Annotated in this window: 17 protein-coding genes; 8 read left to right on the top strand and 9 right to left on the bottom strand. The window is 42.9% G+C overall.

Going from position 1 to position 16,530, the window contains the following annotated elements; genetic code table 11:
* Positions 1 to 29 precede the first annotated feature (29 nt).
* Complete coding sequence (locus tag CYL31_RS14555) at positions 30 to 1,019, top strand: 2-hydroxyacid dehydrogenase (RefSeq protein WP_212915915.1); 990 nt, start codon at positions 30 to 32, stop codon at positions 1,017 to 1,019.
* Positions 1,020 to 1,160: 141 nt separating this feature from the next.
* Positions 1,161 to 2,111 carry a sugar-binding transcriptional regulator gene (locus CYL31_RS14560; RefSeq protein WP_212915916.1) on the top strand — a complete coding sequence of 317 codons (951 nt, stop codon included), beginning with the start codon at positions 1,161 to 1,163 and terminating at the stop codon, positions 2,109 to 2,111.
* Here CYL31_RS14560 and CYL31_RS14565 read toward each other — a convergent pair.
* The 7 genes from CYL31_RS14565 to CYL31_RS14595 form a co-directional block, all read right to left on the bottom strand.
* Complete coding sequence (locus CYL31_RS14565) at positions 2,108 to 3,586, bottom strand: FGGY family carbohydrate kinase (protein ID WP_212915917.1); 1,479 nt, start codon at positions 3,584 to 3,586, stop codon at positions 2,108 to 2,110. The two genes, CYL31_RS14560 and CYL31_RS14565, sit on opposite strands and share 4 nt — an antisense overlap.
* The gene (locus tag CYL31_RS14570) at positions 3,579 to 4,535 is read right to left on the bottom strand and encodes a transketolase family protein (protein ID WP_212915918.1); all 957 of its coding nucleotides are present in this window, start codon (positions 4,533 to 4,535) and stop codon (positions 3,579 to 3,581) included. The genes CYL31_RS14565 and CYL31_RS14570 overlap by 8 nt, the downstream gene beginning before the upstream one ends.
* Positions 4,528 to 5,358 carry a transketolase gene (locus tag CYL31_RS14575; protein ID WP_212915919.1) on the bottom strand — a complete coding sequence of 277 codons (831 nt, stop codon included), beginning with the start codon at positions 5,356 to 5,358 and terminating at the stop codon, positions 4,528 to 4,530. Before CYL31_RS14575 ends, CYL31_RS14570 begins: the two co-directional genes overlap by 8 nt.
* An 83-nt stretch (positions 5,359 to 5,441) precedes the next feature.
* Positions 5,442 to 6,233: an SDR family oxidoreductase gene (locus CYL31_RS14580; protein WP_212915920.1), complete on the bottom strand. Its 792-nt coding sequence runs from the start codon at positions 6,231 to 6,233 to the stop codon at positions 5,442 to 5,444.
* Positions 6,234 to 6,282: 49 nt separating this feature from the next.
* Positions 6,283 to 7,779, bottom strand: a complete 1,497-nt coding sequence (locus CYL31_RS14585) for a sugar ABC transporter ATP-binding protein (protein WP_212915921.1) — start codon at positions 7,777 to 7,779, stop codon at positions 6,283 to 6,285.
* A gap of 26 nt (positions 7,780 to 7,805) precedes the next feature.
* Positions 7,806 to 8,735 carry a substrate-binding domain-containing protein gene (locus CYL31_RS14590; RefSeq protein WP_212915922.1) on the bottom strand — a complete coding sequence of 310 codons (930 nt, stop codon included), beginning with the start codon at positions 8,733 to 8,735 and terminating at the stop codon, positions 7,806 to 7,808.
* A gap of 142 nt (positions 8,736 to 8,877) precedes the next feature.
* Positions 8,878 to 9,828 carry an ABC transporter permease gene (locus tag CYL31_RS14595; RefSeq protein ID WP_212915923.1) on the bottom strand — a complete coding sequence of 317 codons (951 nt, stop codon included), beginning with the start codon at positions 9,826 to 9,828 and terminating at the stop codon, positions 8,878 to 8,880.
* Between the two features lie 222 nt (positions 9,829 to 10,050).
* On the opposite strand from CYL31_RS14595, the gene CYL31_RS14600 reads away from it, so the two are divergent.
* The 4 genes from CYL31_RS14600 (at position 10,051) to CYL31_RS14615 (ending at position 12,565) form a co-directional block, all read left to right on the top strand.
* A complete protein-coding gene (locus CYL31_RS14600) occupies positions 10,051 to 10,836 on the top strand; it encodes an SDR family oxidoreductase (protein ID WP_212915924.1) in 786 nt (261 codons plus the stop codon).
* A 175-nt stretch (positions 10,837 to 11,011) separates the two neighbouring features.
* Positions 11,012 to 11,893: an inositol monophosphatase family protein gene (locus tag CYL31_RS14605; RefSeq protein WP_212915925.1), complete on the top strand. Its 882-nt coding sequence runs from the start codon at positions 11,012 to 11,014 to the stop codon at positions 11,891 to 11,893.
* A 32-nt stretch (positions 11,894 to 11,925) separates the two neighbouring features.
* A complete protein-coding gene (locus tag CYL31_RS14610; RefSeq protein ID WP_212915926.1) occupies positions 11,926 to 12,216 on the top strand; it encodes a nucleotidyltransferase family protein in 291 nt (96 codons plus the stop codon).
* Positions 12,209 to 12,565 carry a HepT-like ribonuclease domain-containing protein gene (locus CYL31_RS14615; protein ID WP_212915927.1) on the top strand — a complete coding sequence of 119 codons (357 nt, stop codon included), beginning with the start codon at positions 12,209 to 12,211 and terminating at the stop codon, positions 12,563 to 12,565. Before CYL31_RS14610 ends, CYL31_RS14615 begins: the two co-directional genes overlap by 8 nt.
* 266 nt (positions 12,566 to 12,831) lie before the next feature.
* On the opposite strand, the gene CYL31_RS14620 is transcribed toward CYL31_RS14615, so the two are convergent.
* Positions 12,832 to 13,731: a LysR family transcriptional regulator gene (locus CYL31_RS14620; RefSeq protein ID WP_212915928.1), complete on the bottom strand. Its 900-nt coding sequence runs from the start codon at positions 13,729 to 13,731 to the stop codon at positions 12,832 to 12,834.
* A 122-nt stretch (positions 13,732 to 13,853) separates the two neighbouring features.
* On the opposite strand from CYL31_RS14620, the gene CYL31_RS14625 reads away from it, so the two are divergent.
* On the top strand, positions 13,854 to 14,720 hold the full coding sequence (locus CYL31_RS14625; protein WP_212915929.1) for an MBL fold metallo-hydrolase: 867 nt from the start codon (positions 13,854 to 13,856) through the stop codon (positions 14,718 to 14,720).
* On the top strand, positions 14,714 to 15,337 hold the full coding sequence (locus tag CYL31_RS14630; protein WP_212915930.1) for a DsbA family protein: 624 nt from the start codon (positions 14,714 to 14,716) through the stop codon (positions 15,335 to 15,337). The genes CYL31_RS14625 and CYL31_RS14630 overlap by 7 nt, the downstream gene beginning before the upstream one ends.
* Before the next feature lie 85 nt (positions 15,338 to 15,422).
* On the opposite strand, the gene CYL31_RS14635 is transcribed toward CYL31_RS14630, so the two are convergent.
* Positions 15,423 to 16,451 carry a lipid A deacylase LpxR family protein gene (locus tag CYL31_RS14635; RefSeq protein WP_212915931.1) on the bottom strand — a complete coding sequence of 343 codons (1,029 nt, stop codon included), beginning with the start codon at positions 16,449 to 16,451 and terminating at the stop codon, positions 15,423 to 15,425.
* Positions 16,452 to 16,530 lie beyond the last annotated feature (79 nt).

The following is a 16,530-nucleotide window of genomic DNA, read 5'->3' on the forward strand; positions in this document are numbered from 1 at the left end:
TTTCTAACAAAACGACAGGATCACGTTTTATGAAAGTCGCTGTTTTCTCCTGCAAGCCTTACGACAAAAGAACTCTATCTACATTCGCCGACGTAACAGACTTATCCATGAGCTACTTTGAAAGCCGTCTAAGTATGGAAACCATCAGCTTAGTAAAAGGTTTCGAGGCCGTCTCTTGTTTTGTCAACGACGATGTTAATGCCGAAGTCATTCAGTGTTTAAAGCAACAAGGCGTCAAAACCATCGCCTTGCGCTGCGCAGGATTCAATAACGTCGACCTGGATGCAGCCAAAAAAGAAGGAATCAAGGTATTTCACGTTCCAGATTACAGCCCAACCTCTGTCGCCGAACATGCTGTCGCACTCATCATGACATTAAACCGAAAAACACATCGTGCTTATCACAGGGTCAAAGAAGGCAACTTTGCGTTAGAAGGGTTAATGGGCTTTAACTTAGAAGGAAAAACCGTCGGCTGCATTGGTACAGGACGAATTGGCGCAGCGTTTTGTCGCATTATGAAAGGCTTCGGCTGCCATGTTTTGTGTTATGACTTATATCCGTCACAAGAACTTATCGATCAAGGCTGCCAATACATTTCGCTCGATGAAATCTACCAAAAAAGTGACATCATCAGCCTACATTGTCCCTTGAACCCTTCAACCCATCACCTAATCAACAAAGACAGCCTAGCAAAAATGAAAGACGGCGTGATGATCATCAACACCAGCCGTGGCGCACTCGTCCATGCCCAAGAAGCAATCGACGCACTTTACAGCGGAAAAATCGGTTATCTAGGTTTAGATGTATACGAACAAGAAAACAAAATCTTCTTTGAAGACATGTCATCACACATTATTCAAGACAGTGTTTTTCAGCTTATGCTCACCTTCCCTAACGTCGTCGTGACTGGTCATCAAGGCTACTTCACCATAGAAGCCCTTAACCACATCGCAGAAACCACAATCGACAACTTACTACACCACCAAAGTGACAGTAGCGGTGCAAGGCAACTGGCGTAAAATAGTATTGTGTGACCTGATTCGCTTATGTAGTGATAGTGGCTGTTATCAGCCGCTAAACAGGCGAAAAGATAGTATTTTGATGGTACGACCTTTATTATTGTTCTCAAGAATAAAAGACCGTTGAGAGACCAAGAGATAATGTCAAAAGCTGATGAAAAAAGACTACTATTAAAAATAGCTACACTCTATTACCAAGATGGTTTAAAACAAGCAGACATTGCAAAAACACTACGACTATCACAATCTCAAGTGTCTAGAGCGATTACTCGATGTCTCAAAGAAGGCATAGTAAAAATCAGTGTTATTCAGCCGCCTTCTGTTTTTATTGGTTTAGAATCCCAAATTCAACAGCGTTTCAACGTCTCTAACGTAATTGTCGTCGACATTGAAGATAACCCCAGTGATACACAGATCAAACGTGTGATAGGCTCTTCAGCCGCCCATTATTTAGATACTTCATTACGAGACGGTGATCTAATTGGTATCTCTTCTTGGAGTGATACCATTCGCTCCATGGTCGACCACTTACACTCAACCAAAGCAAAAGCAAAAGGCGTTATTCAAGTGTTAGGTGGTGTCGGACACAATGGAAATATTCAGGCAACCATACTAACGCAAAACATGGCGGATATTCTGTCCTGTGATGCCTTTATGCTGCCAGCACAAAGTATTGAGCATTCTCTAGAAGACAAAAATAAACTGCTCAGCACAGACGAAGTATCAGAAGTAGTGGAAATGTTTAATAAAGTAAACCTTGCCATTGTCGGCATCGGCATGCTTGAACCATCGAACCTACTACGAAATTCTGGCAACTACTACGATACAAAGATATTAAAAGAACTGGCTAGCAAAGGTGCCGTAGGCGACATTTGTCTACATTACTACGATAAAGAAGGTAAGCCGGTTATTAAGCTTGAAGATGACCCTGTAATAGGTATGTCGCTAGAACAACTTGAATCATGTGAACTCGTCGTTGCTCTAGCGGGCGGCCTAGATAAAGTAGAAGCCATAAAAGGCGCTTTATCTGGAAACTACATTGATGTGCTAATCACTGATAGAATCACTGCTGAAGCAATTTTGAAACGTTAACCTAAGCGACATTTCTTAACAGCCAATGCCCATCCATGGTAGCGGTTTTGCCAGTAATCATATTTACCTTGTCTGGGAGTAAATAGCGTTCCATCACTTTCAAATGCTGAGAGCGCTTCCTTATTATTCCACCAGCCAATTGCAAGCCCAGCAAGATAACCAGCACCAACCGCGGAGACCTCAGCAACACCTCCTCTACGAATAGGAACGCCAAGTAAATCTGCCTGGGCCTGCATCAACCAATCATTCAATGTTGGACCACCATCGACGCAAAGACACTCTATTGCTTCTGGTAATTCTTCGGCAATGACATAAAACACATCTGCTACCTGAAAGAGTACCGACTCAAAAGCCGCTCGAGCAAGATCCGCCCGCTCCGTTGCGCTTTTCAGCCCACAAAAAATACCAGTCGCATCTAAATCCCAGTAAGGTGCACCAAGTCCAGACAAGGCCGGTACAAAAAATACAGAATGATCGATATCCGCCTGAGCAGCCAATTGACACATAGCGTCCATATTTTCAACGCCTAGCATGCGTCTAGTCCAATCTATCGCTGAGCCAGTATGAGTAATATTGCCCTCTAAACCATAAAATAATATCGAATCGTCCCATGCTATAGTGGTACTGATCTCATCGCGAATATCCGGTAGTTTCGGCATCGCGGCCATCACTGAACTGCCTGTCCCATAGGTTGCTTTAACAACCCCCGTTTTATAACCGCCATGACCAAATAAAGCAGCATGAGAGTCGCCTATTTGAGATGCCACAGGAATACCTTGTTGAAGCACACCAAACTTACGAGTCAAACCAACGATATGAGAAGAAGCCACAACAGGAGGCAAGGCTGCATTAGGAATCCTTAATCGCTCTAAAATAGTATCATCCCAAACTTGCTTACCAATATTATAAAGCTGTGTTCGAGAGGCATTAGAGGCATCGGTCACAAATACGTTATTGGTCAAATTCCAAACCATCCAAGTATTAATAGTGCCGATACAAATATCTCCTTTTTCCGCTCGAATATGACCGTCAGGAATTTGTTGCAGAGCCATGGAAACTTTCGTAGCGGGAAACATCGGATCAAGGGTTAACCCTGTCGATTGTTGTACATAACGACTAAATACATCATCTTGACGTAAGGTCTCACAAAGAGACTCTGAACGCCGGCACTGCCAGCTGATAACCGGAGTCAAAGGTCTGCCGGTACTTCTTTCCCAAAGTAGAACAGATTCCCGCTGATTACTGATTGCAATCGCTTCAATTTGAACACTTTCAGCAATCGAGCCTACTGCTAGTGCAATAGACTCTTTCATCTTTTCGATGATTTCAAGAGGATCCTGCTCAACCAACCCAACTGAGGGATGACTAATCGACAAAGGGACAGAACCTTTACCAATGACTTTTCCGAGCGGATCCAAAAGTAACGACTTAACATTTGTCGTTCCTTCATCTATGGCTAAAATCACCTTACGCATTCAATGTCTCGCTTTGCAACAGCTGTTTGCACACAGCAACAATCCCCATACTATCAATAGATAGCATTTTACGAGTATAAGGGCGGTCTCCTGCGGCGGCATAACCACCATCTTCTACACCAAGACGCACTAACTTAGCAACAATGCCCTGCTCCGCCATAATTTCAGCAACCACGCTACCCAGTCCGCCGTTAATATTATGTTCTTCCACACTGATAATATGCTTCGTCTCGCCAAGCATCTTAGCCAAAGCCTGTTTATTAAGAGGACGAATGGATGACACATTGACCACAGATACGTCAATTCCTTGTTCTTTCAGTATATCTGATGCGGCTACGGCTTCGTGAACCACAGACCCCAAAGCACAAATAACGACTTGTTTTCCCGAGCGCAGCAAAGACGGTTCACCAGCAACAAACTGATAATTTTCATCATGCAATTCAGGCAATGCTTTACCATCCATACGAATGTAAGCGGGGCCTTCCTCTGCTATCACATAATCAATGATTTGCTTACATTCTCGTGGGCAACTAGGTGCAAAAATTCTAATATTACCAAATCCTCTCATCACACTAATGTCATCTATTGAATGATGAGTGCTCGCCAAAGGTCCGTAACTAGCACCTGAATTCAATCCAAACAATTTTACATTGGTATTGTTATAGCAAACATCCACTTTTACCTGTTCATTTGCACGAGAAATTAAAAAAGGCGCGGCATTACAAGTTACAGCAACTTTTCCCGCCAGCGCCAAGCCTGCCGCGGTACCGACTAATACTTGCTCGGCAATCCCAACATTAACAAGGCGATCAGGAAAAGCATCTACAAAAGGTTTAATCTTTGCAGTAGAAGTTGAATCCGCAACGACAGGAACGAGATCGACACCATTTTGAACGGCATCGATAAAGCACTGCACCATAATATTGGCAAAATGTTCACTGTTAGACATCACTTAACTCCTTTAATGCAAGTTCCACTTCATCACCTTTAGGCACTCTATGATGCCATTCTGGACGCCCGGCAATAAAAGAAACCCCTGCACCTTTTATCGTATTGGCAATCACCACATTAGGTTTACCTTCTGCTTTAAGCCCTTCTAGAGTCTCAACAACCGAGGCCACATTATTGCCATCACATTGAGTGACATTAAAACCAAACGCCTGCCACTTTTTATCTAGCGGGTCAGTTTTCATAATCGATTCAGTGGATCCTGCTAGCTGCAAGTTATTCTTATCATTGATCACAATAAGGTTATCAAGTTTATAGTGAGCCGCCACCAAAGCCGCTTCCCAGTTACTGCCCTCCGCTAATTCACCATCTCCCGTTAATACATACACTTTTCTTGGGCTAGCATCACGTTTCGCAGCCAAAGCCAACCCTACTGCAACAGGAAGACCATGCCCCAAAGCACCTGTGTTTAATTCCACTCCTGGCGTTTTCTGACGAACAGGATGACCTGGCAAATGAGAGTCATTATGTTGATACGTTGGCAGCCATGCTTCAGGAAAATAACCCGCCTCAGCAAGACAGCAGTAATAACCACCAACAGCATGACCTTTAGACTGAATATAGATGTCACGAGTATCATCAGTTAAACGATCTGGCGCACAATTCAATATACGAAAATACAAAGCGGTAACAATTTCCACCTGAGACAAATCTGCCCCTGTGTGCCCGCCCGCTGGGCTGTTCGCATTTAGTTTAATGATCTTTCTTCGGACTGAACGTGCTTTACGTTCAAGCTCCTCAACTTCTAGTTTAAAAGGATTCATATATCCTCCTGTTAAATAAGGTGGCATGAATTAAATTTCCCACCTGAATATTTATTCTGCTTGGTCAAAAAAAGTCTGCTGATTTACCAGCAGACAAATCCACCATCAACCAATAAATCTACACCTGTACAAAATGACGCCGCATCAGAAGACAAGAAAATCGCAGGCCCTGCCATTTCATCAACTCTTGCCATTCTTCCCATTGGCGTTTGACGTTCAAATTCTTTAGTTTGATGAATCATTTCTGGTCGAGTGTTCATTGGTGTTGCGGTGTAACCAGGACTAATAGAGTTAACACGTATGTTTTTATCGACCCATTCCATTGCTAGGCTTTTTGTTAGATGGATTACGCCGGCTTTAGATGTGTTGTAATGAGCCTGCTCCAAGCCACGGTTCACAATCACGCCAGACATGGAAGCGATATTGACAATTGAGCCTCCACCGCTTTTTTCCATTAATTCAGCTTGAGCTTTACAAGAATGCCAAATACCAGTCAGATTAATATCAATCACTCGCTGCCATTGGTCTGGTTGCATATCTAACGCAGGATTGGCATTAGCAATCCCAGCAGCATTCACAGCAATATCAAGACGGCCATAAGTGTCTTCTGTCAACTGAACAGCCGATCGTAAAGATTCAAAATCACACACGTCGCCAGTATAAGAAATCGCGTCACCACCCATGCTTTTAATGCTTTGCACAGTGTCAGCTAAACCGCCGTCATCGCGCAAATCAAAACAAGTAACCTTAGCACCAGCACTAGCCAAAGCCTGAGCAATGCATTGCCCTATTCCACTTCCAGCTCCAGTGACCATAGCCACTCGTCCAGATAAATCAAAAAGTTTGGCTGCATTTATATTGAAATCAAGCATCATATTTACCTATTGAAGATATTTAAAATTTACAATCATAGACAAACCCTACCTATCCGAAGGCTGTCGCTAACTCCATTACCGAGACATTATTCGCCTTATCACGGTCCAAAATTCCCGTCATTTTCCCTTCAGCCATGACCATAATGCGATTGGAAATACCCAACACTTCTTCAAGATCCGAACTAACCACAATGACAGCAATGCCTTTATTAGCTAATTCAACGATGATTTCGTAGATAGAGGATCGAGCACCAACATCAATGCCTCGGGTGGGTTCATCAAGGACAACTACTTTAGGATCTTTTGCCAGCCATTTAGCCAGAATCACTTTTTGCTGATTACCACCAGACATTTCACCTGCGTTTTGCCCACCGCTGCCCTTTACACCAAAACGAGCTATACCCGCTGCTGCGTATTTTTTGATACTACCAGGACGAATAAAGCCGAATTTGGAAATCGTGGATAAATTCGCATAGGCGATGTTGTCTTCTATGGAGTGATCGAGTACCAACCCTTGTAGCTTTCGATCCTCTGGCACCAATACCACGCCATTCTCAATAGAACTCGTTGGGGTCTTAGGCGTAATGTCCTTACCATGCAAAAATACTTGACCCGCTGCTATTGGGTCTGCGCCTGTTATCGCACGAACCATTTCAGTTCTACCAGCACCAATAAGACCAGCAATACCAAATATTTCGCCTTTTTTGACCGAGAAATTAATATCGTGAAACGTACCATTTGGTGACGACAAATTTTTAACTTCTATACATATCTCGTCTTTCGGTACCGGAATGGCGGGAAACATCTGGTTGAGGTCTCGTCCTACCATGCTTTCAACAATGGTTCGAATCGGAACATCGCCAGTATCAAAGTTTTCTACTGTATTTCCATCACGCATAACCACCAGACGGTCAGCCACTTTACGTATCTCTTCCAAGCGATGAGAAATATAAATAATCCCAACACCATCAGCTTTTAACCGTTCAATTTGTTTAAACAAAAGTTCAGTCTCAGCTCCACCAAGGGCTGCTGTCGGCTCATCTAATATTAATAGCTTGGCGTTAAGAGCAAGAGCTTTGGCTATTTCTATCAGTTGCTGGTTGGCGGTTGAAAGACCGCGCACCAAAGTGGATGCCGAAATGTTCAGACCAAGTCTTTCTATCTGAGCTTGTGCTCGCTGCTCCATCTCTCTACGGCTAACAAAACCGCCTTTGCTCGGCCAACGACCGATAAAAACATTTTCAGCAATAGATAGATGCTCCAGTAGTCGCAGCTCCTGATGGATAAGTACAAGGCCTGAATTGATTGCTTCTCGCGGACTATTGGGCGAATAAGTTTCACCCATCCATGTCATTTCCCCAGAGCTTTGGTGAAAACCACCAGCAATGATATTGGAAGTTGTCGACTTACCAGCGCCGTTTTCACCCAACAACGCCACGACTTCTCCAGGGTAAACCTCAAGATCTATACCGTGTAACACTTCTGTCGGGCCAAAGCTTTTCCGAATTTGACGCAGAGTGAGTATAGGTTTTCGTTCAGTCGTCATGATTTTGTTAGCTCCAGAATTAACGATTACGGATGATCAACAATAAATGCATCAACGTTTGCAGACGTCGTTAAGACTGCATCAATAATTTGCTCTTTTGGTACCGAGCCACCAGCAGCAAGCTTGATTGCCGAATCTACAGCTAAACGCCCCATAGCACGTGTACTCTGTGTTGCAGTTACATCAAACACGCCTTTTTGGATAGCAAGCAATGCACCAGTATCACCATCATAACCGCCAACAAACACTCTTTGTTTTGTACCCGAAGCAGCCACAGCCTTAGCGGCCCCCATTGCTAAACCATCAGCTTGACCAAAAATCAAATTAACTTTTGGATAAGCCTGAAGTAGATTTTGAGTAATAGAAAAACCTTCATCTTGTGACCAACGCTCACTCCATTGGTTAGCGACTAATTTTACTCCTGGGTTTTCAGCGATTGCTTGCTCACAGCCTTTGGTACGGTTAACTTCTGGAGTTACCCCCTTTTGGCCATGGATCATAATCATTTCGCCCTTGCCATTTGCAAGTCCAATAATGTGATTACAAACCTCATAAGCAGATTTAACCCCCTCACCCGCGATAAAGGTATCACCAGGCTCAGTTTCAGCATTACGATCTAAATTCACCACTGGAATCCCAGCAGCACGAGCTAAACGAGGCGGAACAGTTGCCGCCGCAGCACCAGCTGGAATATACAAAAAAGCATCAATATTTTGAGTCATCAAATCTTGAACTTGGCTTACCTGCGTAGAGCTGTCGTCATTGGCATTAACCGTAATAACCTTAATACCCTTTTTCGCAGCATATTCTTCAACAGATTCTTTAATCTGGATAAAGTAATTAGCAGACAGGTTAGGCACAGCCAAACCTATTTTTTTGACTTCTGCTGCGCCAGCACCTGCGGACACAAGAGAAGCGGAAACAGCGCACGCTAATAACAATTTTTTAGTTTTCATAAGGGGTTCCCCTCCTAGATTATTATTTTTATTAAATACCGCTTAACACTTGTCCGCGGCTTCTAAGATCATCCAATAAAAGCATCGGATGATTTACACTTCGATCTAACATCCATTCATTTGATTACCAACGCATCCATTTTTATTTCTTTTTCAATGCCTCGATAGAGACAGCTAACGCAATAACAAGACCAATCACCACTTGTTGCATGAAAGGAGAAACGCCTAAAAGATTCAGCCCATTACGCAGAACACCAATAATCAAAACCCCAATAATGGTGCCAACTAAACTGCCTGTGCCGCCCGACAAACTAGTGCCACCAATAACCACAGCAGCGATAGCATCAAGTTCATATGAAACACCTGCTTGAGGCTGTACAGAATCAAGCCTAGCGCCAAGTAATACTCCAGCCACACCAGACAATACCGCAGCAAAGACATAAACACCGACCGTATGTAGCTTCACTTTAATACCTGCAAGACGGGCAACTTCTGCGTTACCACCAATAGCGTATAGGCTACGTCCGCCCGAAGTGAATTTAAGATAGGCCCAACAAATAACAAACACAGCGAGCATAATGCCAACCGTAATAGTCAAAATACCGCCGTAACGGATAACTGCCATCAAATTAAACCAAGCCGGAAAACTAATAATTTGATGCCCATCACTAACCATATTGGCTAATCCTCGGGCAGCAGACATCATCGCCAAGGTAGCGATAAACGCAGGAACGCGGAAAAAAGCAATTAACGACCCAGACACAAGACCAGCCAAAGCAGAAGCAAGTAAGCCAACCGCGATAGCTGCTTCCATCGACCAACCTAACTCTTTAGCAAAATAGCCCATAATCATGCCGCACAAGGCAAGTATGGAACCAACAGAAAGATCAATCCCGCCAATTAAAATCACAAAAGTCATTCCAACGGCAAGAATACCTAGAACCGTTATTTGATCGAGAATGTTGACAAAATTTCGTAACGAAAAGAACGACTCAGTCGTAAAAGAGAGGAAAAAACAGAGTAGCAACAGACCAATTAATGGGCCTGTAGAACCACCGAATAAGAAAGATGCACCAACTCGGCTACGCAGCATAGCTATCACTCCAATAAATTATTTGTTTTTATATTTGTATTGAATATTTATTCATGTATGTTTAATTATTCAATACATACTAGTCATTCATCGGATAAGCTGTCAAGCAATTAAAAAAAACAGAACCAACAAAACAACTTCTTATTGACCTGGAATGATTAAATATTCTAATGTGGATTTTTATTCAAAACACAAAAAATACTAGTAGTAGCAGGTGGCTTTATGACTAATAAATATAAAAATGTTGTCGTATGTGGTGGTAACAAAGGAATAGGTTTAGGTATTACTGAGCGTTTTTTACACGACGGATTCAACGTTGTTGTCGGCACAATAGACAAAGATTACGCTCAAACAGTAGAAAAACTAAAAATCGATTATCCGCAACAAATTATCAGCTTTCTCGAATGCGACGTAAGCTCGGTAAACTCTATTAAAGCTTTTTATAAACAAGCATTTGAATTAATGGGATCTATAGACATTTCCATTCAAAATGCAGGAGTCATTCGTATTTCAAAGCTAGAAGATGTCACTGAAAAAGACTGGGATATGACTCTAGATGTAAATACCAAAGGCATGTTTTTTTGCTGTAAAGAAGCCATCAGCTACATGAAAAAAGCAGGTAACGGTGGTCGTCTAATCAACACAGCTTCAGGTCAAGCAAGAGATGGTTTTATCTATACACCTCATTACGCTGCTAGCAAATTTGGCGTCATCGGACTAACCCAAAGCTTAGCCAAAGAAGTGGCAACAGATAACATTACGGTGAATTCTATCTGCCCTGGCATCATACATACCGATATGTGGGACTACAATGACCGTGTATGGGGCCAACTAATGGGTGATTTTAAACCGGGTGAACTAATGGACTCTTGGGTAGAAAACATCCCGATGAAACGTGCAGGCACTGTAAAGGAAGTGGCAGGGCTAATAGCTTTCCTAGCGGGTCCTGACGCCGCTTACATTACAGGACAAGCAATTAATGTCGATGGCGGACTTATCATGTCTTAACCAGCACTCAACATATAAAGCAGCCAATAACTATATAAAAAAGATCTAATGATTATTCAATAGATCTTTTTTTATATATTAAAACGATTCAAAACTAAACCAAGTAACCATTAATTCTCGTACTCATCAGGTATAATCCCATCTCATCTAAGTCAGATAAAAGGAATGGCGGCGTATGAACCTCGATAAACCAACTCAAGAAAGACTGATCAGCATCGTCCGTAGAGCAGGCCAAGAGATCGTCATGCCAAGCTTTCGCCAGTTAAGCGCCGCAGATGTAGAAACCAAGAGCAGCTTAACGGACCTAGTCACCCTAGCCGACAAAGCCAGCGAGGCATTCATTACCGATGAAATTCAAGCCGCTTTTCCAGATTGGGAAATTGTTGGTGAGGAAGCCGTCGCTGAAGACCCATCCACTACAGACAAAATAGCCACAGCAGACACCTGCGTCATCATCGACCCTATCGACGGCACATGGAACTACGCTCATGGTTCTCCCGAGTTCGGCCTGATACTCGCAGTAGTGGTAAAAGGCGTCACACGTTTTGGCTTGCTGTACGACCCAGTAAACGACGACTGGATTTACGCCAACCTAGGCGAAGGTGCATTTTTCCAACGTACCGCCATGAGTGAAAAAGGCAAACATCAAACGCCCGCCCAAGCTCCGTTGGCCTTGCAAATACACCCAGACGCAGAGCTTAACCTCGACAAACTTTTCGGCATCATGTCGGTAAACTCTTACACAGGTCAGAAAAAACAAGACTTCGCCCTCAAAGCAAGCCGCTTCGTCCGCATCAACAACTTGCCCTCTTGCCCAGCGTATCGACAAATCGCCCTAGGTCACTTCAACTTCAGTTTGACCTACAAAATGCTTCCTTGGGATCACGCCGCAGGCGTACTCGTCCACACCGAAGCGGGCGGCATCTGCCGAACACTCGACGGCCAAGAATACAGCCCAACCATGCTCGATGGCGAAATGCTCGCCGCTCAATCAGAACAACAATGGCAAGCGCTAGCGGAATGGTTTTTGTCGCTGAATACTAAATTCACGCTATAATTACTTTCAACACAACAACATGGGTGTTAAGTATGGATAAGCATCATGCTTTACAAATACTAGCAGAGAGTAAAAAAGAATTAGCAAGGCGCTATGGCGTTATCGACCTAGCCTTGTTTGGTTCTACTGCACGCAACACTGCATCGCCACAGAGCGATATTGATGTGTTAGTCACCTTTGATGGCCGCGCCACGGCAAAACGCTATTTTGGCGTTCAATTTTATTTAGAAGACTTGCTTGGTTGCCCCGTTGATTTAGTGACGGATAAAGCATTAAGACCAGAACTTCGAGCTTATGTAGAGCGAGATAAAGTCAATGTTTGAAGCAGGACAAAGAGAGTGGCGACTCTATATTAACGATATGATCGGCTTTGCCGAGAAAGTACTTTCCTATACAGAAGGTATGGATCAAGCCAGTTTTATCAGCCATCACCTCACGTACGATGCAACGCTTAGAAATATTGAATTAATAGGCGAAGCTGCTACGCACATACCTGACACTATTCGCTCTGAAAACAGTGACATCCCTTGGAGAATGATAGTGGCAACACGCAACCGTCTGATTCACGGCTATTTAGGCGTAGAGGATGATATTCTCTGGAGCATTATTGTCGATGAAATCCCTGCTCTGTTATCAGGTCTTCGCATTATATCTGCGAACACAATTCGATAAACAGCGCTCACTAGCAGACATCATCCCCACTCTTCGTATTGAATTAGACGATTTAAACAGCCCATACATGATCGACTTAGTTGATGAAAACAACCTCACCAACCAAGCCTTGTTAAAACAGATTCGAGAATCAGGGGGGGGTATTTACGAAACACGTACTTAGTCAGGTAATGACTCGTTCTAAGCTGCTTTTACCAATTTTCCCCCTTCCTAATCCCTTCAAAAATTCAAATTGCGGAATCCTTTCGTGGTTATTGGGTAGATTATTACCAAGGATGCTTAGCAAAGTAGCTGTCTAGATGATCGATTAAAGCGCGAACATTGGGTGATAAATGCTTTCGAGACGAATAAAGCGCGTAGATAATCAGGTCTTTGGGTTTCCATTCCGGCAGGACATGGCAAAGGCTGCCGTCGTTAATGTAGCGATTGGCTAAATAAGTAGGCTGAAGACAAACACCCATTCCATTCAATGTAGCATGCAAAAGCGCCGTTGCTTCATTGATGCTTAAACGACAATCCAAAGAAACAGATTCAAATTGGTCATGCTGGGATAGATGCCAAATATGACGTTCTAAATTTTTGTAGCCCAAGCATTGATGGTGTATTAGGTCTTGTGGATGGGTAATGTTGCCTATCGTTTGTTGCACTTTTTCAAGATAAGCCGGAGACGCCACCAATACGGATTCACAAACAGCAATGGGTTTACCTATTAAAGAAGGATCTGGGTTCGAGGCAATTCGTATGGCAAGGTCGATGCTTTTTTCGGTTAAATCTGCGGTGCTGTCTTCTAAATCAATATCGATATGAACTTTAGGATGTTGATCCATGAAGTCTTGAATGGCAGGCATCAGTTGAGAAAATCCAAATGACATGCTGGAGGTGATTCGCATCAAACCTGACAACTCCTCGCTGGTATTCACCAAGGAGATAATATTATCGGCTTGCTCCAACCAAAGCTCGACGTCTTTTAAGCAGGCTTCACCAGCACTAGTCAGTGATATTTTTCGTGTTGTGCGATGCAACAAACGAATCTTTAACCAATCCTCCATCGCTTCTATATACCGCGTCACCATTGGTCGTGACATATTCAAACGATCTGCGGTGCGAGAAAAGCTCCGCGATTGGGCAACATCGATAAAAACTTTAGCGGCTATCACTCTGTCCATAATTCTACTCACCCACTTGCACGATATAAGAAACAATCATGCTCATTTTTGTGTATTTTTCCGAGCACGTCAATTCTCTATTATGGCCACATGAATTAAACAATCACTCTTTGGAGAGAAAGATGAAAAAACTGATTATATTGGCGGCTTCTGCACTTATCGCTCATTCTGCTTTTGCTGCAGACACTAAACCGTTAACTCTAGATATATATAATGCAGCGCCTGGCAGCTTTGGTGTTACCTCTACTTTGGTTTATGGCGAAACCGAAGCCATGGTCGTTGATGCTGGTTTTACTAAAGCCGATGCTCTTCGCATTGCTGCAAAAGTATTGGATTCCAATAAAGAGCTAAAAACTATTTTTATTAGCCAAGCGGACCCTGATTATTACTTCGGTGCCGAGACTCTACACACTATTTTCCCTAAAGCCGATATCATTACGACTCCTGCGGTAAAAGCTGCAATTGAACAAAAACTGGCTGGTAAATTGGCTTTTTGGGGACCTCAAATGGGTGCAAACGCACCAGTTAATCCTATCGTTCCTAAGGCTTACACTCAGTCTACTTTGACTGTTGATGGTCAGACTATTGAGATTCGTGGTACTGAAGGTGTTTTGGCAAGTCGTCCTTACCTTTGGATTCCTGTAAACAAAGCCATTTTGGGTAACGTAGCGGTATTCGGTAATATGCATCTATGGATGGCGGATGCGCAGTCTGATGAGACTCAAGCTGCTTGGAAAGCACAGTTGCAAGAAATGCTTGCGCTGAAACCAACAACGGTTGTTCCTGGTCACATGACTCAAGGTACCGAGTTGACTGCAGATAACATTACCTTCTCTCTTAACTACATCACAACGTTCCAAAAAGCGAAGAAAGACAGCAAAGACAGTGCTGAATTAATTAAGACAATGACAACGAAATACCCTAACGCTCAAGGTGCTTTAAACCTAAACATCGCAGCAAAAGTCCATAAAGGTGAAATGAAATGGTAAAAGTTCATTACTTCTTCGATCCAATGTGTGGTTGGTGCTATGCAGCCTCTCCTTTGATTGATATTTTGGCCCAAACTCCAAATTTCGAAATCATCTATCATCCTGGGGGCATGATTCCTAAACGCGCGATTGAAGCGTCTTTTAGACAACATATTATGCAAGCTGATAGACAAATCACTCAGATGACAAATGTACAATTTGGTGATGCCTATCGCGCTAGAGTCGCAGGAAATGATGACTATGTGGTGGATTCTTACTCGACCACAAGAGCATTTCTAGTTGGACAAAATATGGGAGTAGATGCTCATAAAATGCTAACAACGATTCAGCAAGCGCATTACCTAAAAGGCGAACACTTACATGAATTTGCAGCCCTGCAAAAAATGGCGGCATCAATCGGTTTGCCCGAATCAGAGTGGAATGAAAAAATGGCGGCTTCTGAGCCAGAAATGCATAAAGCCATTCAAAATAGCCACACATTGATGAGTCAATGGCAAGTAAGTGGTTTTCCAACACTGATCATAGAAAAAGATGGCAAGCTAATCCGTTTACCTCATAGCTCTTACTATGGCAAACCGACTGAATGGGCTGCTTACCTGACTACATTAGCGGGTTAGAAATCGTTACATGAGTAATGCAAAAAGCCTTCTATTTAATCTAATAAATAGAAGGCTTTTTATGTGGACTATTGTTTAGGCGTGGCTAAATCTGCCATGAAAATGTCACTGTACCGTAACGAGTAAACTTGTCCATCTCTCGATCATCTTTATCACCATTAAAAGTAAAAGGTGAATTAATGGCAAAGGCTAAAGCCATATCCCCCCAAGAGTAGGTTAAACCAGAGGAAAACATATTATTACCATGCTCGTAGTCTATGGATCGGCTGTTACGGAAGGTATTACCATCGGTAAATATTTGATTAAACGTATAAGCAAACTCAACCCCAGCAAAAACAAACCAGCCCTTATTAACAGCAATCGGGTTAGAGGTTCTGGAGTCTGCCAATAAAACGGTAGCATACGAATCCTCAAGATTTCGCCCATAACGCAGCATGAAACCAGTACTAATATCGCTTCGTAACGTACCAACACTGCTATCTACACCTGTTAAAAAGTCTACTTTACCGGAATCGGCGATCCAAGTTCGCCAAGTCCGTCCACGAGAGAACTGAAACACAACCTCATTCTCTAACTGTGTATCCCAGCCTTTTGGATTTCTAGCACTAATAACTCGATGAACAGCTTTTTGTGTTTGCTCACCCATAGCAATAGGCCCAACAACCCCCAAAGTGGTACTGACTCTATCTGCATAATCAGAAGCTATCGCAATATAGGTATTCGTAAAACTCAATAATGCAGAATAAGGAAAGGTCCCCTCAGCAGGAACTTTCTCTTCAATATCATATGGCGTTGTTAATGTTTGGCCGCCACTGTAGATATTAATGGAAGTACTAAGGTCTCGATTCGGCAGGCTCCACAATAATGGTTTAACCCAAAAGGCAGGTGATTGAACGGATTCAGAGGTATCGTTAACTTCAAAATACGAAACATAAATGCCATTCGTATAGCCATTATCTTCATTAACAAAAAAGTCGTTATCTAACGTTGCAGACATCCAGTTAACATCTGCATAAGCAGGAAATACACAAATCAAACCAAAGCCTAGTAAATACTTCCGTAGTCTCATAAGCCCTTTTTGATTATTAAAATCCGTACCTCTATACCTGCCCATTTTTTACCTGCTCCTGCTTTGTAAATATAAAAGGGGCTAATTATAAAGAGATTTTAAGACAAAAACTGCACTAAATTAC

This window comes from Marinomonas sp. A3A, assembly GCF_018336955.1.
Classification (GTDB): domain Bacteria; phylum Pseudomonadota; class Gammaproteobacteria; order Pseudomonadales; family Marinomonadaceae; genus Marinomonas; species Marinomonas lutimaris.

What these genes read in the sequence shown, in the direction of transcription:
- CYL31_RS14595 (WP_212915923.1), bottom strand. Translation starts at nt 9,828, where the DNA reads ATGCTGCGTAGCCGAGTTGGTGCATCTTTCTTATTCGGTGGTTCTACA.
- CYL31_RS14605 (WP_212915925.1), top strand. Translation starts at nt 11,012, where the DNA reads ATGAACCTCGATAAACCAACTCAAGAAAGACTGATCAGCATCGTCCGT.
- CYL31_RS14620 (WP_212915928.1), bottom strand. Translation starts at nt 13,731, where the DNA reads ATGGACAGAGTGATAGCCGCTAAAGTTTTTATCGATGTTGCCCAATCG.
- CYL31_RS14635 (WP_212915931.1), bottom strand. Translation starts at nt 16,451, where the DNA reads ATGGGCAGGTATAGAGGTACGGATTTTAATAATCAAAAAGGGCTTATG.
- CYL31_RS14585 (WP_212915921.1), bottom strand. Translation starts at nt 7,779, where the DNA reads ATGACGACTGAACGAAAACCTATACTCACTCTGCGTCAAATTCGGAAA.
- CYL31_RS14630 (WP_212915930.1), top strand. Translation starts at nt 14,714, where the DNA reads ATGGTAAAAGTTCATTACTTCTTCGATCCAATGTGTGGTTGGTGCTAT.
- CYL31_RS14615 (WP_212915927.1), top strand. Translation starts at nt 12,209, where the DNA reads ATGTTTGAAGCAGGACAAAGAGAGTGGCGACTCTATATTAACGATATG.
- CYL31_RS14570 (WP_212915918.1), bottom strand. Translation starts at nt 4,535, where the DNA reads ATGTCTAACAGTGAACATTTTGCCAATATTATGGTGCAGTGCTTTATC.
- CYL31_RS14565 (WP_212915917.1), bottom strand. Translation starts at nt 3,586, where the DNA reads ATGCGTAAGGTGATTTTAGCCATAGATGAAGGAACGACAAATGTTAAG.
- CYL31_RS14580 (WP_212915920.1), bottom strand. Translation starts at nt 6,233, where the DNA reads ATGATGCTTGATTTCAATATAAATGCAGCCAAACTTTTTGATTTATCT.
- CYL31_RS14575 (WP_212915919.1), bottom strand. Translation starts at nt 5,358, where the DNA reads ATGAATCCTTTTAAACTAGAAGTTGAGGAGCTTGAACGTAAAGCACGT.
- CYL31_RS14600 (WP_212915924.1), top strand. Translation starts at nt 10,051, where the DNA reads ATGACTAATAAATATAAAAATGTTGTCGTATGTGGTGGTAACAAAGGA.
- CYL31_RS14610 (WP_212915926.1), top strand. Translation starts at nt 11,926, where the DNA reads ATGGATAAGCATCATGCTTTACAAATACTAGCAGAGAGTAAAAAAGAA.
- CYL31_RS14590 (WP_212915922.1), bottom strand. Translation starts at nt 8,735, where the DNA reads ATGAAAACTAAAAAATTGTTATTAGCGTGCGCTGTTTCCGCTTCTCTT.
- CYL31_RS14625 (WP_212915929.1), top strand. Translation starts at nt 13,854, where the DNA reads ATGAAAAAACTGATTATATTGGCGGCTTCTGCACTTATCGCTCATTCT.
- CYL31_RS14560 (WP_212915916.1), top strand. Translation starts at nt 1,161, where the DNA reads ATGTCAAAAGCTGATGAAAAAAGACTACTATTAAAAATAGCTACACTC.
- CYL31_RS14555 (WP_212915915.1), top strand. Translation starts at nt 30, where the DNA reads ATGAAAGTCGCTGTTTTCTCCTGCAAGCCTTACGACAAAAGAACTCTA.